At 46.6% G+C, this 16,009-nt stretch carries 16 protein-coding genes; 5 read left to right on the top strand and 11 right to left on the bottom strand.

Translation table 11 applies throughout. The features are described 5' to 3' along the window. The first annotated feature begins 4 nt into the window (after positions 1-4). Positions 5-508 (top strand): pyridoxamine 5'-phosphate oxidase family protein, encoded by a 504-nt coding sequence (locus C7475_RS31325; RefSeq protein WP_110057382.1) that lies wholly within the window; start codon positions 5-7, stop codon positions 506-508. Between the two features lie 90 nt (positions 509-598). On the opposite strand, the gene tyrS is transcribed toward C7475_RS31325, so the two are convergent. Next, positions 599-1,882, bottom strand: coding sequence for a tyrosine--tRNA ligase (gene tyrS, locus C7475_RS31320; RefSeq protein ID WP_110057381.1), 1,284 nt, complete (start codon positions 1,880-1,882; stop codon positions 599-601). Positions 1,883-2,010: 128 nt separating this feature from the next. Here tyrS and C7475_RS31315 point away from each other — a divergent pair, with 128 nt between their 5' ends. Continuing rightward, entirely contained in the window at positions 2,011-2,706 is a 696-nt protein-coding gene (locus C7475_RS31315) for a hypothetical protein (protein WP_110057380.1), read from the top strand. 70 nt (positions 2,707-2,776) lie between these two features. On the opposite strand, the gene rfbD is transcribed toward C7475_RS31315, so the two are convergent. From rfbD to C7475_RS31285, 6 genes are all read right to left on the bottom strand, one after another. Beyond that, positions 2,777-3,640 (bottom strand): dTDP-4-dehydrorhamnose reductase, encoded by an 864-nt coding sequence (rfbD, locus tag C7475_RS31310; RefSeq protein ID WP_110057379.1) that lies wholly within the window; start codon positions 3,638-3,640, stop codon positions 2,777-2,779. Further along, positions 3,641-4,207 (bottom strand): dTDP-4-dehydrorhamnose 3,5-epimerase, encoded by a 567-nt coding sequence (gene rfbC / locus C7475_RS31305; RefSeq protein WP_110057378.1) that lies wholly within the window; start codon positions 4,205-4,207, stop codon positions 3,641-3,643. Between the two features lie 2 nt (positions 4,208-4,209). Further along, positions 4,210-5,265 carry a dTDP-glucose 4,6-dehydratase gene (gene rfbB, locus C7475_RS31300; RefSeq protein WP_110057377.1) on the bottom strand — a complete coding sequence of 352 codons (1,056 nt, stop codon included), beginning with the start codon at positions 5,263-5,265 and terminating at the stop codon, positions 4,210-4,212. A gap of 93 nt (positions 5,266-5,358) precedes the next feature. Next, complete coding sequence (locus tag C7475_RS31295) at positions 5,359-6,297, bottom strand: UDP-glucuronic acid decarboxylase family protein (protein ID WP_199236318.1); 939 nt, start codon at positions 6,295-6,297, stop codon at positions 5,359-5,361. Between the two features lie 29 nt (positions 6,298-6,326). Then, on the bottom strand, positions 6,327-7,640 hold the full coding sequence (locus C7475_RS31290) for a UDP-glucose/GDP-mannose dehydrogenase family protein (protein WP_110057376.1): 1,314 nt from the start codon (positions 7,638-7,640) through the stop codon (positions 6,327-6,329). Further along, positions 7,637-8,737, bottom strand: a complete 1,101-nt coding sequence (locus C7475_RS31285) for a DegT/DnrJ/EryC1/StrS family aminotransferase (protein ID WP_370445448.1) — start codon at positions 8,735-8,737, stop codon at positions 7,637-7,639. The genes C7475_RS31290 and C7475_RS31285 overlap by 4 nt, the downstream gene beginning before the upstream one ends. A 144-nt stretch (positions 8,738-8,881) precedes the next feature. On the opposite strand from C7475_RS31285, the gene C7475_RS31280 reads away from it, so the two are divergent. Further along, complete coding sequence (locus C7475_RS31280) at positions 8,882-10,150, top strand: 3-deoxy-D-manno-octulosonic acid transferase (protein ID WP_110057375.1); 1,269 nt, start codon at positions 8,882-8,884, stop codon at positions 10,148-10,150. On the opposite strand, the gene C7475_RS31275 is transcribed toward C7475_RS31280, so the two are convergent. Beyond that, a complete protein-coding gene (locus C7475_RS31275; protein ID WP_110057374.1) occupies positions 10,120-11,088 on the bottom strand; it encodes a hypothetical protein in 969 nt (322 codons plus the stop codon). The genes C7475_RS31280 and C7475_RS31275 overlap by 31 nt on opposite strands. 128 nt (positions 11,089-11,216) lie before the next feature. On the opposite strand from C7475_RS31275, the gene C7475_RS31270 reads away from it, so the two are divergent. Next, positions 11,217-11,789: a thymidine kinase gene (locus C7475_RS31270; RefSeq protein ID WP_110057373.1), complete on the top strand. Its 573-nt coding sequence runs from the start codon at positions 11,217-11,219 to the stop codon at positions 11,787-11,789. Positions 11,790-11,855: 66 nt separating this feature from the next. Here C7475_RS31270 and C7475_RS31265 read toward each other — a convergent pair whose 3' ends face one another. Next, positions 11,856-12,719 carry an AraC family transcriptional regulator gene (locus C7475_RS31265; RefSeq protein WP_110057372.1) on the bottom strand — a complete coding sequence of 288 codons (864 nt, stop codon included), beginning with the start codon at positions 12,717-12,719 and terminating at the stop codon, positions 11,856-11,858. 89 nt (positions 12,720-12,808) lie between these two features. Between C7475_RS31265 and C7475_RS31260 the strand changes: the two genes are divergently transcribed. Then, positions 12,809-13,924 carry an alkene reductase gene (locus C7475_RS31260; protein ID WP_110057371.1) on the top strand — a complete coding sequence of 372 codons (1,116 nt, stop codon included), beginning with the start codon at positions 12,809-12,811 and terminating at the stop codon, positions 13,922-13,924. A 54-nt stretch (positions 13,925-13,978) separates the two neighbouring features. Here C7475_RS31260 and C7475_RS31255 read toward each other — a convergent pair whose 3' ends face one another. Both C7475_RS31255 and accC read right to left on the bottom strand, forming a co-directional pair. Then, a complete protein-coding gene (locus C7475_RS31255; RefSeq protein WP_233260029.1) occupies positions 13,979-14,401 on the bottom strand; it encodes a GtrA family protein in 423 nt (140 codons plus the stop codon). A 117-nt stretch (positions 14,402-14,518) separates the two neighbouring features. Continuing rightward, positions 14,519-16,003, bottom strand: coding sequence for an acetyl-CoA carboxylase biotin carboxylase subunit (accC, locus tag C7475_RS31250; RefSeq protein WP_110057416.1), 1,485 nt, complete (start codon positions 16,001-16,003; stop codon positions 14,519-14,521). Positions 16,004-16,009: the final 6 nt, after the last annotated feature.

The raw sequence follows: 16,009 nt of genomic DNA, 5'->3' as shown, positions 1-16,009 counted from the left end.
AGAAATGGGAGCGATCCTCAAAAGAGAAGATGCTATCCGGAAGGTCACTGACCTGATCAACGAAGTACGGATATGCATGTTCACCACAATAGACGATCATGGACATGTCATTTCCAGGCCTATGGCCACCGTGGATGTGGACAAGGAAGGAAATGTCTGGTTCTTTTCAAACGAGTATTCTGGTAAGGTCACCCAGATTTCCGAGAATAATGAGTTAAACCTCATCTACTCTCATCCAGGACACAATACCTATCTGAACATCTTTGGTATTGGTTCGATCATCGTTGACAAGGAGAAAATGAAGCAGTTATGGACGCCGGCGGTAGAAGTCTGGTTTCCTGACGGCATTGATGATCCAAGATTATGCCTTCTCAAAGTCGACACAAAGCAGGCATGGTTCTGGGACAATTCCTCCAGTAAGATGGTCATCTTCTTTAATATGCTGACCTCGATCATCAGGGGCAAAAGGTATGAGGAAGGGGAACATGGGGAACTGGATATAGAGTAGAATAACACGTTACAGGTCACAACGGAAAGAGATTAAATAACAAAGGCTGGCAAATATGAATTGCCAGCCCTCGTTCTTATACTGTTTTGTTTACTTCGTTATTACCAGGGAGTAGTTTTTACTTCCTCTCTGTACAAGAATGTATTTGCCATTCAGTAACTGGTTCTTGTCAATCACTGCATCTATCCCGGTAACCTTTACTTTATTGATACTGATACCATTGTTCTGTACCATCTTTCTGGCTTCACTTTTGCTCGGCAGAATGCCCGTTTCCGCGAGAAATGAAACAATATCCTTTCCTGCGTCTATATCGGATGCTGCAAATTCGAACTGAGGTACACCATCCATTACTTCCAGCAATTGTTGTTCGGTCAGTGACTTTAATATCTCAGCAGTGTCTTTACCGAACAGCATCTCACTTGCCTTGACGGCAAATTCATACTCCTTTTCGCCGTGGATAAAGATGGTAAGTTCCTGAGCCAGTCTTTTTTGGAGCTGCCGTAAATGAGGGGCTTGATCATGAGCTGTGATCATTTCATCAATCTCTTCCTTATTGAGGAAAGTAAATATCCTGATATAGTTCTTGGCATCTTCATCCTGTGTTTTTAACCAGAATTGGTAGAACAGGTACGGAGATGTCTTCTCTGGGTCCAGCCACACGTTACCATTCTCAGATTTACCAAACTTACTGCCATCCGCTTTCTTCAGCAGCGGACAGGTGAACGCAAACGCCTCACCACCCGCCTTACGGCGTACCAGTTCAGTACCGGTCACTATATTACCCCACTGGTCAGAACCGCCCATTTGCAGTTTACAGTTCTTCGCAGTGTATAAATGGAAAAAGTCGTATCCCTGGATCAGCTGATAGGTGAATTCTGTAAAGGACATCCCGCTGTCTCCTTCCAGTCTTCTTTTTACAGAATCTTTGGACATCATGTAGTTAACAGTAATATGTTTACCTACATCACGGATGAAATCCAGGAAGGAAATGTCCTTAAACCAGTCAAAGTTATTGACCATTTCGGCGGCATTAGGTTTAGCCGGGTCGAAATCAAGGAACTTCTCCAGTTGTGCCTTAATACCTTTCTGGTTGTGCGCCAGGGTATCCAGATCCAGCATTTTCCGCTCTTCTGCCTTAAAAGAAGGATCACCCACCATACCTGTAGCACCACCCACCAGCGCCAGTGGCTTATGACCGGCCCTTTGCAGGTGTACCAGCAGCAGGATAGGTACCAGGCTGCCTATATGAAGGGAGTCTGCTGTCGGGTCAAAGCCCACGTAAGCAGTAGTCATTTCTTTTAATAATTGCTCCTCTGTGCCCGGCATTATATCCTGCACCATTCCTCTCCAGCGTAATTCCTCTATCAGGTTCATGATTAATTGGGATAATTTTTGCAAACGTAAGAAAAGAATTTTAAACGATATGGGGGAGAAGGGCGATGTACAGGAAATTCGTACATTAACATCCGGATAAAACCGCCATTTTCTGTAAAGAATACATTATGAAAAAAAGTTTGTTTTTTATCGCATGTCTGCTGCTGGCAGTCAATGTGTTAAGTGCCCAGGACTGTAAGAATTACTACTATTTGCTGAATAACGCAGAAGTAGAGATGACCATGTTCGACGCAAAGGGCACGGCTGTAGCTAAAAACGTATACAACGTATTGTCTGTCAGTAAGGAAGGTAGTGCCAGCGTATCCGATTTTACTTCTACACTGAAAGATGCAAAAGGTAAAACCATCTCTTCCGGAAAAGGAAAATTCAAATGTACCGGTGGAGAGATCATGGTGGATATGAAAATGTCCCTGCCCAATCTTCCGCAGCTGCAGAACATGAAAATGGAGTCAGAAGGGAATGCATTCCTGAATTATCCTGCTAATTTGAAAGAAGGACAATCCCTGCCTGATGGCTCATTCGACATGAGCGGCAATGCCAATGGCATGGATATGAGCCTTCAGTATAAAGTGACTGACCGTAAAGTGGTTGGGAAGGAGAAAGTAACGACCGCCGGCGGTAGCTGGGATTGTTATAAGATCAGCTATAATATGAGCCTTTCCATGAAAATGATGGGCATGAACCTCCCTATGGATATGGTGGCTGCAGAATGGTTTGCGCCTGGCTTTGGGGTAGTGAAAACAGAAACTTCCAAAGATGGTAAACCTGCCGGTCATATGGAAATCACTCACGTAAAGAAATAACAGGAACCTGTATAAAAAGTAAAGCCCTCGTACCAATGGTGCGAGGGCTTTAACTTTTTTAGTATACGGTCTACAGGTTTTTAAGGCAAGCCTTCAGGCTTTCGCGCCAGTAAGGGATCTGTAAGCCGAAAGTATCTCTGATCTTTTGTTTGTTCATGACACTGTAAGCGGGTCTTTTCGCCGCAGTAGGGTACATGTCTGACGTAATAGGCGCCACGGTGCAGGAGGCCCCTGTCAGCTCTCTGATAGCCACTGCGAAGTCGTACCAGCTGGTCACCCCTTCATTACTGAAGTGATATACGCCGCCATAGTTCCCCGGAGCATCCCATACTTTAGTCAGCACATCCAGGATAGCCTTTGCCAGGTCCACCGCATAGGTAGGCGTTCCTGCCTGGTCAAATACAACGTTCAGGTTGTCCTTCTCCTGCATCAGCTCACGCATACGCTTTACGAAGTTAACACCGAACTCAGAATACAGCCAGGAAGTACGTAGTACAATGGTATCCGGATTGGTATCTATAGCCGCTGCTTCACCGCGTAATTTGGAGCTGCCGTAAATACTTTCAGGGCTGGCGTCGTCAGTCTCCGAATAAGGTACGGTCTGTTTGCCATCGTAGACATAGTCAGTGGAGATGTGGACAAACTGTGCCCCGTGTTGCTGACAAATAGTAGCCAGGTTCAAAACAGCTTCAAAGTTCAGTTTGAATGCCAGTTCCTCATCATTTTCTGCTTTGTCTACCGCAGTATACGCTGCACAGTTGATACAGCCATGTATTTCCTGCTGTGAGAAGAAGTTAGCCACAGCTTCTTCGCTGGTAACATCCAGCTCATTGAAGTCGGTATACACAAACGAAAACCCGGAATAGTCCGCAGCAATCTTTTTCAATGCTTGTCCCAGCTGGCCATTGGCGCCGGTTACCAGAATATTTTTCATTTACTTATTTGAATTGAAAACGAAGTTATGCGTACAATTTTCAAGTGTAGGCAGCACTGTATCTTTTTCTGAAACAAGAGCATCAGCCAGGTTAATGCCCCAGTCGATGTTCAGTGCAGGATCATTATAGATAATACCGCCTTCACTAGGCTTGTGATAAAAGTTATCGCATTTATACATCACTTCAGCGGTTTCACTTATCACAGAATATCCATGAGCAAAACCTTTCGGCACCAGCAGTTGTTTTTTGTTCTCTGCAGTCAGTTCTATTGCAAAGGCTTTGCCATAAGTAGGAGAGCCTTTACGGATATCTACCGCCACATCGATGATCTTTCCTTCCAGCACTCTTACCAGCTTTGTCTGTGCATATGGCTCCAGCTGATAATGTAATCCTCTCAGTACTCCATATGTAGAACGTGCCTGGTTGTCCTGTACAAAAGGAAGGTGTAATCCTTCCTGTTCAAAGGTCTGGGCATTATAACTTTCGAAAAAATAGCCACGGCTATCATTAAATACCCTGGGTTCATATACTAACAACCCTGGTATTCCTGTCTCTGTAAAAGGCATAGTTATCTCTTTTGGTACTGATCACTGTAATAGTCCTGGTACGCTCCGCTGGTCACATGTTCCAGCCATTCTTCATTGGCGAGGTACCATTCCACTGTTTTTTCCAGCCCTTCTTCGAACTGAAGTGAAGGTTCCCAGCCCAGTTCTTTATTCAGCTTGGTAGCGTCGATAGCATAACGCAGGTCATGGCCGGCGCGGTCTTTGACGAAAGTGATCAGTTGTGCAGATGTACCTGGTGCTCGTTGCAGTTTTTTATCCATGATCATGCACAGCAGGTTAATAAGGTCGATATTTTTCCATTCGTTGAAGCCGCCAATGTTATAGGTCTCACCTACGCGGCCTTTATGGAAAATAGTATCTATTGCTCTGGCGTGATCTTCCACAAACAACCAATCGCGCACGTTCTCACCTTTACCATATACAGGTACCGGTTTATTGTTCTTAATGTTGTGGATAGCCAGCGGAATTAATTTTTCCGGGAAATGATTCGAGCCGTAGTTATTGGAACAGTTAGATATAATAGCAGGCAGATGATAAGTGTGGTAGTATGCCATCACAAAATGATCAGAGCTGGCTTTGGATGCAGAATAAGGTGAACGGGGATCATATGCGGTCTGCTCGGTAAAGAAACCTTCTTCTCCCAGACTGCCATATACTTCATCGGTAGACACATGATAGAACAGTTTGCCTTCATAATTGTCTTTCCAGTATTTTCTACTGGCGTTCAACAGCACTGCCGTACCCATTACGTTGGTTTTGATAAAGGCCAGCGGATCCATGATAGACCTGTCCACATGACTTTCAGCCGCGAGGTGGATTACCCCATCGAACTTATAAGTAGCAAATAGTTCATCAATGAATGATTCATCTGTGATATCACCCTTAACGAATTTGTAATTGGGCTGATCCTTGATGTCTTTCAGGTTTTCAAGATTACCGGCATAGGTTAATGCATCCAGATTAATGATCTGGTAATGAGGATAGTTCTTTACAAAGAGCCTTACTACATGAGACCCGATAAATCCTGCGCCACCGGTGATTAATATGGTGTTGTGCATAAAAGTTATTTAATTCCGGGGTCCAAATTACGAATTGCGGATGAACCTTCATCTAACCAGTTTTGGTAGTAAGGGTTCACCCGCTTTCCCGAGTTATTTATTTAAAGCTTGCTTGAAATACTCATAAGTGATCTTCAGGCCTTCTTTCCTGTCCACTTTCGGCGCCCAGCCCAGTAATTCCTGTGCTTTGGTGATATCCGGTTTCCTTTGTTTCGGATCATCTTTCGGAAGTGGCTGATAGATGATCTTTTGCTTGCTGCCCGTCAGTGCCAGGATCTCTTCTGCAAATTCCTTCAGGGAGATCTCTGCCGGGTTACCGATATTCACAGGAAGGTGATAATCGCTCAGCAGCAAACGGTAAATACCATCTACAAGGTCAGATACATAACAGAAAGAACGGGTCTGGGATCCATCACCAAAAACAGTGAGGTCCTGTCCTGTCAGCGCCTGGCTCATGAAAGCTGGCAGCGCACGGCCGTCATCGAGGCGCATACGTGGGCCGTAGGTATTAAAGATCCTGATGATCCTTGTATCTACGCCGTGGAAGTTATGATATGCCATCGTGATGGACTCCATGAAACGTTTAGCTTCATCGTACACACCACGTGGACCTACCGGGTTCACATTACCCCAGTATTCTTCCGGCTGAGGATGCACATTCGGGTCGCCATATACTTCAGATGTAGACGCCACCAGGATGCGGGCCTTTTTCTCTTTGGCCAGTCCCAGCAGATTGTGGGTACCCAATGAACCTACCTTCAATGTCTGGATCGGCATTTTCAGATAGTCGATCGGGCTGGCAGGAGAAGCAAAGTGTAAAATGTAATCCAGGTCGCCTGGTACATGTACGAATTTGCTTACATCATGATGATAGTATTCAAATTCCGGTAACGGAAAGAGATGTTCTATATTTTTGATGTTACCGGTCAGGAGGTTATCCATTCCGACAACACGGTATCCTTCTTTAATAAAGCGATCACACAAATGTGACCCCAGGAAGCCGGCAGCGCCGGTAATCAGTACTCTCTTCATTTCGATAGGCAATTGATGATGTGCAATAATTAGTTAGTAGCAGCAGCTCGTCCAACACTTTCGTAGTGGAAACCCAGTTCAGCCATACGGGCTACATCGAACAGGTTCCGGCCGTCAAATATCAGTTTATTTTTCAGGGTAGCGCCGATCTTGTCAAAATCAGGTGTCCTGAACACGCTCCATTCGGTAGCAATGATGAGGGCATCAGCATCCGCAAGGCAGTCATATTGGTTGGAAGCGTAAGTTACTTTGTCTCCAATGAGGCGTTCCACATTTGCCATCGCTTCAGGATCAAATACCGTTACGGTAGCTCCTGCATCACGCAGCGCGTCTATCATGTATAACGCCGGTGCTTCGCGGATATCATCTGTATTAGGCTTGAAGGCCAGTCCCCATATCGCGAAATGTTTACCTTTCAGGTCATCGTTGAACCATGTCCTGATCTTTGGAAGGAGGAACAATTTCTGCCGCTCATTTACATCCATCACTGCTGTGAGTATTTTGAAATCATACTCCGCATCTTCAGATGATTTTACCAGCGCCTGCACATCTTTCGGGAAGCAGCTGCCGCCATAACCGATGCCGGGGAACAGGAAACGTTTACCGATCCTATCGTCGCTGCCTACACCTCTGCGCACCATATCAACATCAGCGCCCAGTTTCTCACACAGAATGGCTATTTCATTCATGAATGAGATCTTGGTGGCCAGGAAGGAGTTTGCTGCATATTTAGTTAATTCTGCAGATTTCTCGTCCATGAACAATATCGGATTACCCTGACGTACAAATGGTGCAAACAGATCGCCCATTACTTTACGTGCTCTTTCAGAACGGGTACCGATCACTACACGGTCAGGTTTCATGAAGTCATCTACTGCTACACCTTCACGCAGGAATTCCGGATTGGATACAACGTCGAAAGGGCATTTGCAATGCTTCGCGATAGTCTCCTGTACTTTTTCAGCAGTACCTACAGGTACAGTACTTTTATCGATGATCACTTTGTAGTCTGTCATGATCTTTCCCAGTTCATCTGCTACACGCAGAATATAGGAAAGGTCTGCAGAGCCGTCTTCTCCCGGAGGGGTCGGCAGCGCCAGAAAGATCACTTCACCATGCTGTGTGCCTTCTGCAAGGCTGGTGGTGAAGTGGAGACGTCCTTCCTTCAGGTTACGCTCAAACAATTTTTCCAGTCCCGGCTCGTAGATGGTTATTTGTCCGTTAGAGAGCTTGTTGACCTTATTTGCGTCGATATCAACGCACACAACATCGTTGCCTGTTTCAGCGAAGCAGGTCCCGGTAACCAGTCCCACATAGCCTGTGCCTACTACTGTGATCTTCATTTGGAGTTTTGATTTAAGAATGATTTAACTGAATCAATTATGTGCTGCAGCTGATCTGCATCCATCTCTGTATGAATAGGTAGTGAAATAACCTTAGTGGTAAGATTGTCAGTAACCGGGAGATTGAATTCAGCGCCACCGAAATTCTCGAACATTTTCTGGCGGTGGGCAGGTACAGGATAATAGATCATTGCAGGTACCTGGCGTTCCTGCAGGTATTGTTGTAACGCATTGCGGTCAGCCCCGTTTAGTTGCAGCGTATATTGATGGTATACATGGTAGCTGTTGTCGGCCCTGTAAGGAGTCGTGATCTGCGGAATGCCGGCAAATCCGGCATCGTAGGCATCCGCAACAGCACGACGGGCCTTGATATATTCATCCAGCAAAGGCAGTTTGACATTCAGTACAACTGCCTGCAGTGTGTCCAGACGGGAGTTTACACCCACTACATCATGGTAGTAACGGGCCGACTGGCCGTGATTCGCGATCATTCTTAATTTACCGGCCAGTTCATCGTCATTGGTAAAGATAGCGCCGCCATCTCCATAACAACCCAGGTTTTTGGAAGGGAAGAAGGAGGTACAGCCTATCTGGCCGATAGCACCCAGTTTCTGGGTAGTTCCGTCAGAGAAAGTATAATGACCGCCAATTGCCTGTGCATTATCTTCAATAACCGGAATGTTATATTTTCTGGAGATCTCCATGATCGCCTCCATTTCCGCACTGTGACCGTAAAGGTGTACGGGTACGATAGCCTTCGTTTTTGGTGTGATCGCTTTCTCCACCTGTACCGGATCGAGACAGAACGTTTGAGGGTCTACGTCCACAAATACAGGTTTCAGATGCAGCATCGCGATCACTTCCGCCGTAGCAATAAAGGTGAAGGAAGGAGTGATCACTTCGTCGCCCGGCTTAAGGTCGAGCGCCATCATGGCTATCTGTAGTGCATCTGTACCGTTTGCACATGGAATGACATGTTTCACACCGAGGTAGTCCTGCAGCGCTTTGGTGAATTGTTGTACTGGTGCGCCATTAATAAAAGCAGCATTATCGAGCACTTCAGCCATCGCAGCATCTACCTGCGGCTTTATTTTCAAGTATTGGCGTTTTAAATCCACCATTTGAATAGGAACCATGAGTGGGATAGATATTTTGTTTAAAGTGAGCAAATTTACAAATTTTGCCATAGGAAGGGCAGTATCTTTGCAGCCGATCCAAAAAACAATAAAAGTACCTCGGGCATGGCCATAAGCACCATTATATACAATCTGGGAATAAGAGGATATAAAGCGGGAGTGGCCCTGGCCGCCGCCACAGGGAATATCAAGGCCCGTAAATGGCTGGAAGGACGGCGCGACTGGAGGGCCTTGCTGAAAAAACATCTGCCCGATGCCGGTCCCATCGTTTGGGTACATGCAGCCTCCCTGGGCGAGTTTGAACAGGGTAGACCTGTCCTGGAAGCTATCAGGGAGGAATACCCGCATTGTAAGGTGCTGCTTACCTTTTTCTCGCCCTCCGGCTATGAGGTACGTAAAGACTATCCCGGGGCCGATTACGTGTGCTATTTGCCGTTGGATACACGACAGAATGCAAGGGATTTTACCCGTATAGTGAAGCCCACGCTCGCCATCTTTATCAAGTATGAGTTCTGGTATCATATGCTCACAAGCCTTTACCGTGAAAAAGTACCGGTATTACTGATATCCGGTATTTTCAGGCCGGGACAGGCTTTCTTCAAGCCATACGGCGGCATGTTCCGGAAATTGCTGCAACAGTTCAGCTACATCTTCGTGCAAAACAAGGAATCTGTCTCCCTGCTGGAACAAGCTGATATCAAACATGTCGCGCTGGCTGGAGATACGCGTTTTGACCGCGTATGGGCCTTACAGGAGGAAGAACGTTCGCTACCGGGTATTCCGGAATTTATCGGAACGCAACACGCCATCATTGCGGGTAGTACCTGGGAAACAGATGAGGCCTTGCTGGCCGCCTGGTGGAAGAAACAGCATATAGATGGACGTTGCCTGATCATCGCTCCCCATGAAATAGATCCGGCACATATCCATAAACTGGTAGCATTGTTCCCGGAAGCCATCAGGTATACGGAGTGGATAAAAAATGAGCATAAACAGCCGGGACGTGTATTGCTGATAGATAATGTAGGCATGCTGTCGGCACTATACCGGTATGCTACAGTGACGTATGTAGGAGGAGGTTTCGGGAAGGACGGGATTCACAATATCCTGGAACCGGCTACCTATGGTAAACCTGTATTGTTCGGGCCTGTATTCCATAAGTTCCCGGAGGCAGCCGCATTGATCGCTGCCGGCGGAGGCATCAGTATCCATGACCTGGGCACCTTCGATGCACAGGTGGGAAAACTGTTGCAGGATGGAACTGCCCGTTTACAGACGGGCGCCCTGGCTAAGAATTATGTGGCTGAAAATAAAGGAGCTACCGGCAAGATACTACAGTATATTCAGGAGAAACGTTTCTTGACGAGATTGTAAAACTGCCTTACAGCACGGTTATCGTCGACCCAACCCTGGCGGATCTTCAACTCTCTTTCAATCCAGTATTCTGCTTCCTGCAGCGTGTGTAACTCATTGATGGTCTTTACAGAACGTTCATAAGTGTCCACGTCGCCCCGGAACAATTCCTGTATGAACTGGAATTTATCGTTGATCCCGATCGCCTGACGCAGGTCCTTGACAGGAGTTTCACTCAAACGGTCGGCAACTTCGGTCTGCGATTGCTTCCAGCGGTCATTCAGTGAAGGCGTATTCTGGGCCACCAGCTGGTTCAGTTCTTTTAGCTCCTTAAGTTCCTTATGTACACCATTGGTTTCAGGCTTTTTCTCACTGGCAGCTGGCGGTGTGTTAACCGGTTGCTGTGTTTCCGTATTGCCATAGATGGTGATGAAAGCCGGTTTCCTGTCTGCCGGGGCCTGTTCCGCAGGTTGAGACGCAGGAGCAGGGGATGGCATTTGATGAGCCGTAGCGCCGTTGTGAGTTGTTTCTGCAGTTACAGCAGCCGGAATAGTATTTACAGGGGCCGCCGTAGTTCCATTGCCATTGCTTGCAGCTACCGGCTTGGGAAGGGACGTGTTCTGCAACGGTAATGTCAAGGTCGATTCCGCTGCAGGTGCAGATGTTACCGCAGGAGCCGTCTGTTTGTTTTCCGGTAATGTTTCTCTCGATGATGTCGTTACAGGTACTTCTACTATGATGGTAGAGGGACTCGCAGTGGTTGTCAGTGGAGTGGAAGGCATGATCACGGCTACATGACTGTCCTGCCGCTCTTGCACACGTTCCTGCTCTCTTTGAAGATTCCTTGCGTGTAAGATCTCCGCCTGCAGCAGTTGCACATAATAAGATATCGACTGCAAACCAGCGTTTGAATTCTTTAATTCCTGTAACTTATCAATTAATGCACTTATTTTTTCCATAGCAGTAAAAAAAATAACTTGAATGCAAAATGCGTTCCATGCCTTAATTGTTAACGCGGTATGGGGGAATTTATTTTATTTGCATAAAGTTAGGGCATTTTAATTAACTGTTAATCAAATACTAAAATATGTTTATTGAACCTTCTCTAGCAGGAGGGCGAAGAGGGTGGATAGAAGTGATCTGTGGCTCAATGTTTTCCGGAAAAACGGAAGAGTTGATCAGAAGATTGAAACGGGCCCGGATTGCCAATTTAAAAGTAGAGATCTTTAAACCGGTGATAGATACACGGTATGATGTACAACACATTGTATCTCACGACGAAAGCCGCATTGTAAGCACGCCATTGGAGAATTCTCAGCAGATCCTTCTCCTTGCGCAGGAAGTGGATGTAGTGGGCATCGATGAAGCACAATTCTTTGATGGCGAATTGCCAGAAGTATGTGACCAGCTTGCATTGCGGGGTATCAGGGTGATTGTGGCGGGATTGGATATGGATTTTATGGGTAAGCCCTTTGGGCAGATGCCTTTCCTGCTGGCAAAGGCTGACTACATTACCAAGCTGCACGCAATCTGTGTCAAATGCGGAAATATCGCCAATTACTCCTACCGTAAAACGAAAGAAAAAAATACCGTGCTCCTCGGAGAAACAGACCTGTATGAACCACGATGCAGGCATTGTTATTACGAAGACGTCAAATAACAAAACAGCAAGCGTTCGCCTCGGCGAGCGCTTGCTGCTTTAAGAACAAATTATTTCAATAGTCATTTATGTTGATTTCGCATTCTTTCTGTATTCAGCCGGACTTATACCATTATACTTTCTGAATTGCCTGCTTAAGTGGCTTTCATCTGTAAAGCCCAGCTCTCCTGCAATCTGGCTCACCGTAAGTACGCTGTTGGCAAGCCGCTGCTGCACCAGCTTTATCCTGTAATGCGTAATATAATGTTGCAGGCTTTCGCCGGTCAGTTTCCTGAAATACTCACCTACATAGTTTTCTGAGAGATTAAAATGAGATGCCAGAAAATCTATCCTCAGTTTATCAGGATCACTGATATGCTGACGTATATGCAATAACATCCTGTTGATCAGTGGATCAGGGGTATCGCCCGCGCCGGACATCGCAGTGCTGTCGCTGACATTCCGCGCCAGTATGTTCAGGATCAGCGTTACAAAATGCTGAAGGTTCTCTTCTTTGTATGGCCGGTCGTGCGCATATTCTCTCACCAGGTTATCTATTAGTGAAGCGATCAGGTGGCAATCGCCCGGTTGCTTTACCAACAGCTCCTGGAAGCGGTTGTGATGAAAGAAGATATGTTCCAGTTGTTTCAACCATGATGAGATCCGTTCCCTGTCCTGTACCGTTTTACATTTTCCGAGAAAGACTTCCGAGAAACGTATAGCGCAGAAACGCGTAGGGGTCTTAATATCAAAACCTCTGCAATCGAGCGGTGTAAAGAGGAAAATGCTACCCTTCCTGTAAGGGAAAGTGTTACGGTTTGTGATGCGCAGGCCCTCTCCATCCAGGATCTGCACGATCTCAAAAAAATGATAGATCAGCGGACGCTCGTTCCAACATTCCATATCTGATACAAACAGCTCAAAAGGCTGGTGTAAGAGTTTCCGTTCCATACCTGCCAATTTACAGGAAAAACCCCGCTTTGTCACTGTTCCGGGGTAGTGGCCACAGGTAATTTTGTGGGATCAAAAAAGTAATCTATATGAGTTCAAGAGAAAAGTTGTTGTCACCGCTGGTCACGCCGGCATTTACATTGCGCAACCGTGTGGTGATGGCGCCTATGAGCAGACGCCGTTCTCAGGATGGTGTTCCTGGTCCGTCTGCACATGTTTACTACGGACAAAGGGCTGGTGCTGGTTTGATCATTGCAGAAAATAGTGCGGTAACCGCTAATGGTGTTGGTTATCTTAATGCGCCCGGTATATATAATGATACACAGAAAGCGGCATGGAAGCAAATTGTAGATGAGGTCCACGCTCGTGACGGGAAGATCGTTCTCCAGCTGGTACATACAGGTCGTATAGGACATCCGCTGAATAACGAGGGTGCTGCTTTATTAGTCGCTCCCTCCGCAGTAAGGGCCGAAGGAATAATGAGGACGCCGGGCGATCAGTATCTGACAATGCCCGAACCACAACCTTTGAGTATCGCGGACACACAGTCATTGATCGAAGCACACATCCGCGCGGCAAACAGTGCGATCGAAGCAGGCTTTGATGGTGTTGAGATACATGGAGCACATGGATTTCTGGTAGAGCAGTTCTTACATCCACACACCAATCGCAGAACAGACCATTATGGCGGCAGTATAGCCAACCGGTCCCGCTTCCTGCTGGAAATAATGGAGGGAGTTACTGCAGCCATTGGCAAAGAGCGGACGGGCATCCGGCTTTCGCCTTTTGCTGTTTTAAACGACCTGCCTGCATATCAGGAGGAAATTGCTACTCATCAATATATCACTGATGTCTTGGAGGAAATGGGCATCTTGTATATCCATCTGTCGGATCAGCCATCAAACGGATATCCTGCAATTCCACCAGCGTATATCCGTGATGTGCGTCAAAGATTCAGTAACCTGTTAATCCTTGCTGGCGGACAAACCGCAGAATCCGCAGAATTTAATCTGCAGTCCGGACTGGCCGATCTGATTGCCTTTGGAAGGCCATTTATTGCTAACCCCGACCTTGTGGAACGGTTCCGGCATAATGCGCCGCTGGCTGCGGGAGATAAGGATACCTTTTACCAGGGAGGTGATAACGGCTATATTGATTACCCGGCCATCTATACAGGTAAAGCGTTAAGTAGCAATGCCTTTTAAAGAAAAGACCGCCTCGTTTGAAGCGGTCTTTTCTTTAAAAGTATGTTATATGTATTAAGCGCCTGCTTTGACCTTGAAGGTGAATTTCTTCTGTGTCAGATAGCTGAAGCCTACTACAAAGATGGTTGTCAGTATTTTAGCGATGGTTGGATAGATGAGGAAATATTCTACGAACAGTTTCATAAACCCATAGTTCAGACAGATACAGATACCTACCAGCATGAAATACCTTACTAGTTGTACCCGGCCCCTTAAATTAGATTCTGAGAACACAATGTATTTGCTCAGCAGGAACCCGGTAGGGAATGTAACGGTCATAGACATGAACAGTGCGGCAATGTGCGCGCTGATAGTCAGATAAGTGAAATGAAGCGGCGTTTCGTTAAGGATAAAATGAAAACTAATGTAATACAATAGGATATCCATAGCCGTATTACCACTGCCACAGGCTAGGTAACGGAAAGTTTGCAAAGGCATGAGCTTCGCAAAGGGTAGGTAAAAAAAATCTAATACCAATAAAATGAACCTTTTCATAAAATATTTGTACAGCAACAAAACTAATCAGTTTTACCGTTACTGTACTGCGCTTTTAATTTATCTTAACAATTTCCTGTTCTTCCAAAGTTTTTGTTCTTGATTAACAGGTTGTTGTCTGATCCGGCGCTGTTCATCCTGCCATACTTGTACAGCCAGTATAGCCGCGGCTTTTGCGGCTTCAGGGTCTGCACGTTCCAGTGATTCCGGTGTAAAATACTTCCCGATAAAATTAGTGTCAAAAGCGCCATTGATAAAGGCGGGCTGTTGTAAAGCCCAGCTTCCGAACGGAAGTGTGGTGCGGATCCCTTTTACCTGGTATTCACTAATAGCGCGTAACAATCTTTCCCTGGCTTCTTCCCTGTCAGCTCCCCAGGCTATCAGCTTAGAGATCATAGGGTCGTAATAAATGGGAATATCCATGCCCTGCTCATAGCCATCATCTACACGGATACCATAACCCTGCGGACGAACGTAGGTTGTGAGTGTGCCCGTGTCCGGTAGGAAATTGTTGGCCGGGTCTTCTGCGCAGATGCGCAATTCAATGGCATGTCCGTTTATTTTAAGGTCAGCCTGGGCAAAGGAAAGTTTTTCGCCTCTGGCCACCCTGATCTGTTCTTTAACGAGGTCCAGTCCTGTGATCATTTCCGTTACCGGATGTTCTACCTGCAGGCGGGTATTCATCTCCAGGAAATAGAACTGCAGATTTTCATCGACGAGGAACTCGACGGTACCTGCACCATAGTATTGGCAAGCGCGGGCTACGTCCAGCGCACATTTGCCCATAGCTTCCCGGATGTCGGGCGTCAGGCAGGAGGAAGGCGCCTCCTCAATAAGTTTCTGGTGCCTTCTTTGTATAGAGCACTCACGTTCAAACAGATAGACATAATTGCCATGCTGGTCGCCAAGTACCTGGATCTCTATATGGCGGGGTGCGCCTACATATTTCTCAATGAATACGGCATCGTCTCCGAAAGCGCTCATAGCCTCACTCTTAGCCATCCTCACCTGTTCTTCCAGCTCACCGGCGTTATTAACCACCCGCATACCTTTACCGCCACCACCGGCAGATGCCTTGATGAGGATAGGGAAACCGGTCTTTTTCACTACTTCCCGGGCTTCATCGATACTGCGCAATGGAGTTTCGGTGCCGGGTACCATAGGAACGCCAAACCGCTGGGCGGCCTGTTTAGCGGCCAGTTTGCTACCCATCATTTCGATGGCTGACGGACTGGGACCGATAAAAATAAGGCCTGCATCTTTTACCACCTGGGCAAAACGTGCATTCTCACTTAGAAAGCCATATCCGGGATGTATAGCATCCGCACCAGTTTGCCGGGCCGCCCCCATGATCTTGTCCATCATCAGATAGGACTGACTGGAAGGGGCGGGGCCGATACACACTGCCTCATCGGCATATTGCACAAAAGGCATAGCGCGGTCGGCCTCGGAATATATTGCTACTGTTGCGATGCCCATTTCCCTGGCGGATCTCATGATCCGCAATGCGATCTCACCACGGTTGGCTACCAGTATTTTTTTCATGGAAGC

This window comes from Chitinophaga sp. S165 (assembly GCF_003182155.1).
Lineage (GTDB): Bacteria > Bacteroidota > Bacteroidia > Chitinophagales > Chitinophagaceae > Chitinophaga.
This window is presented reverse-complemented; position numbering and strand designations above follow the sequence as displayed.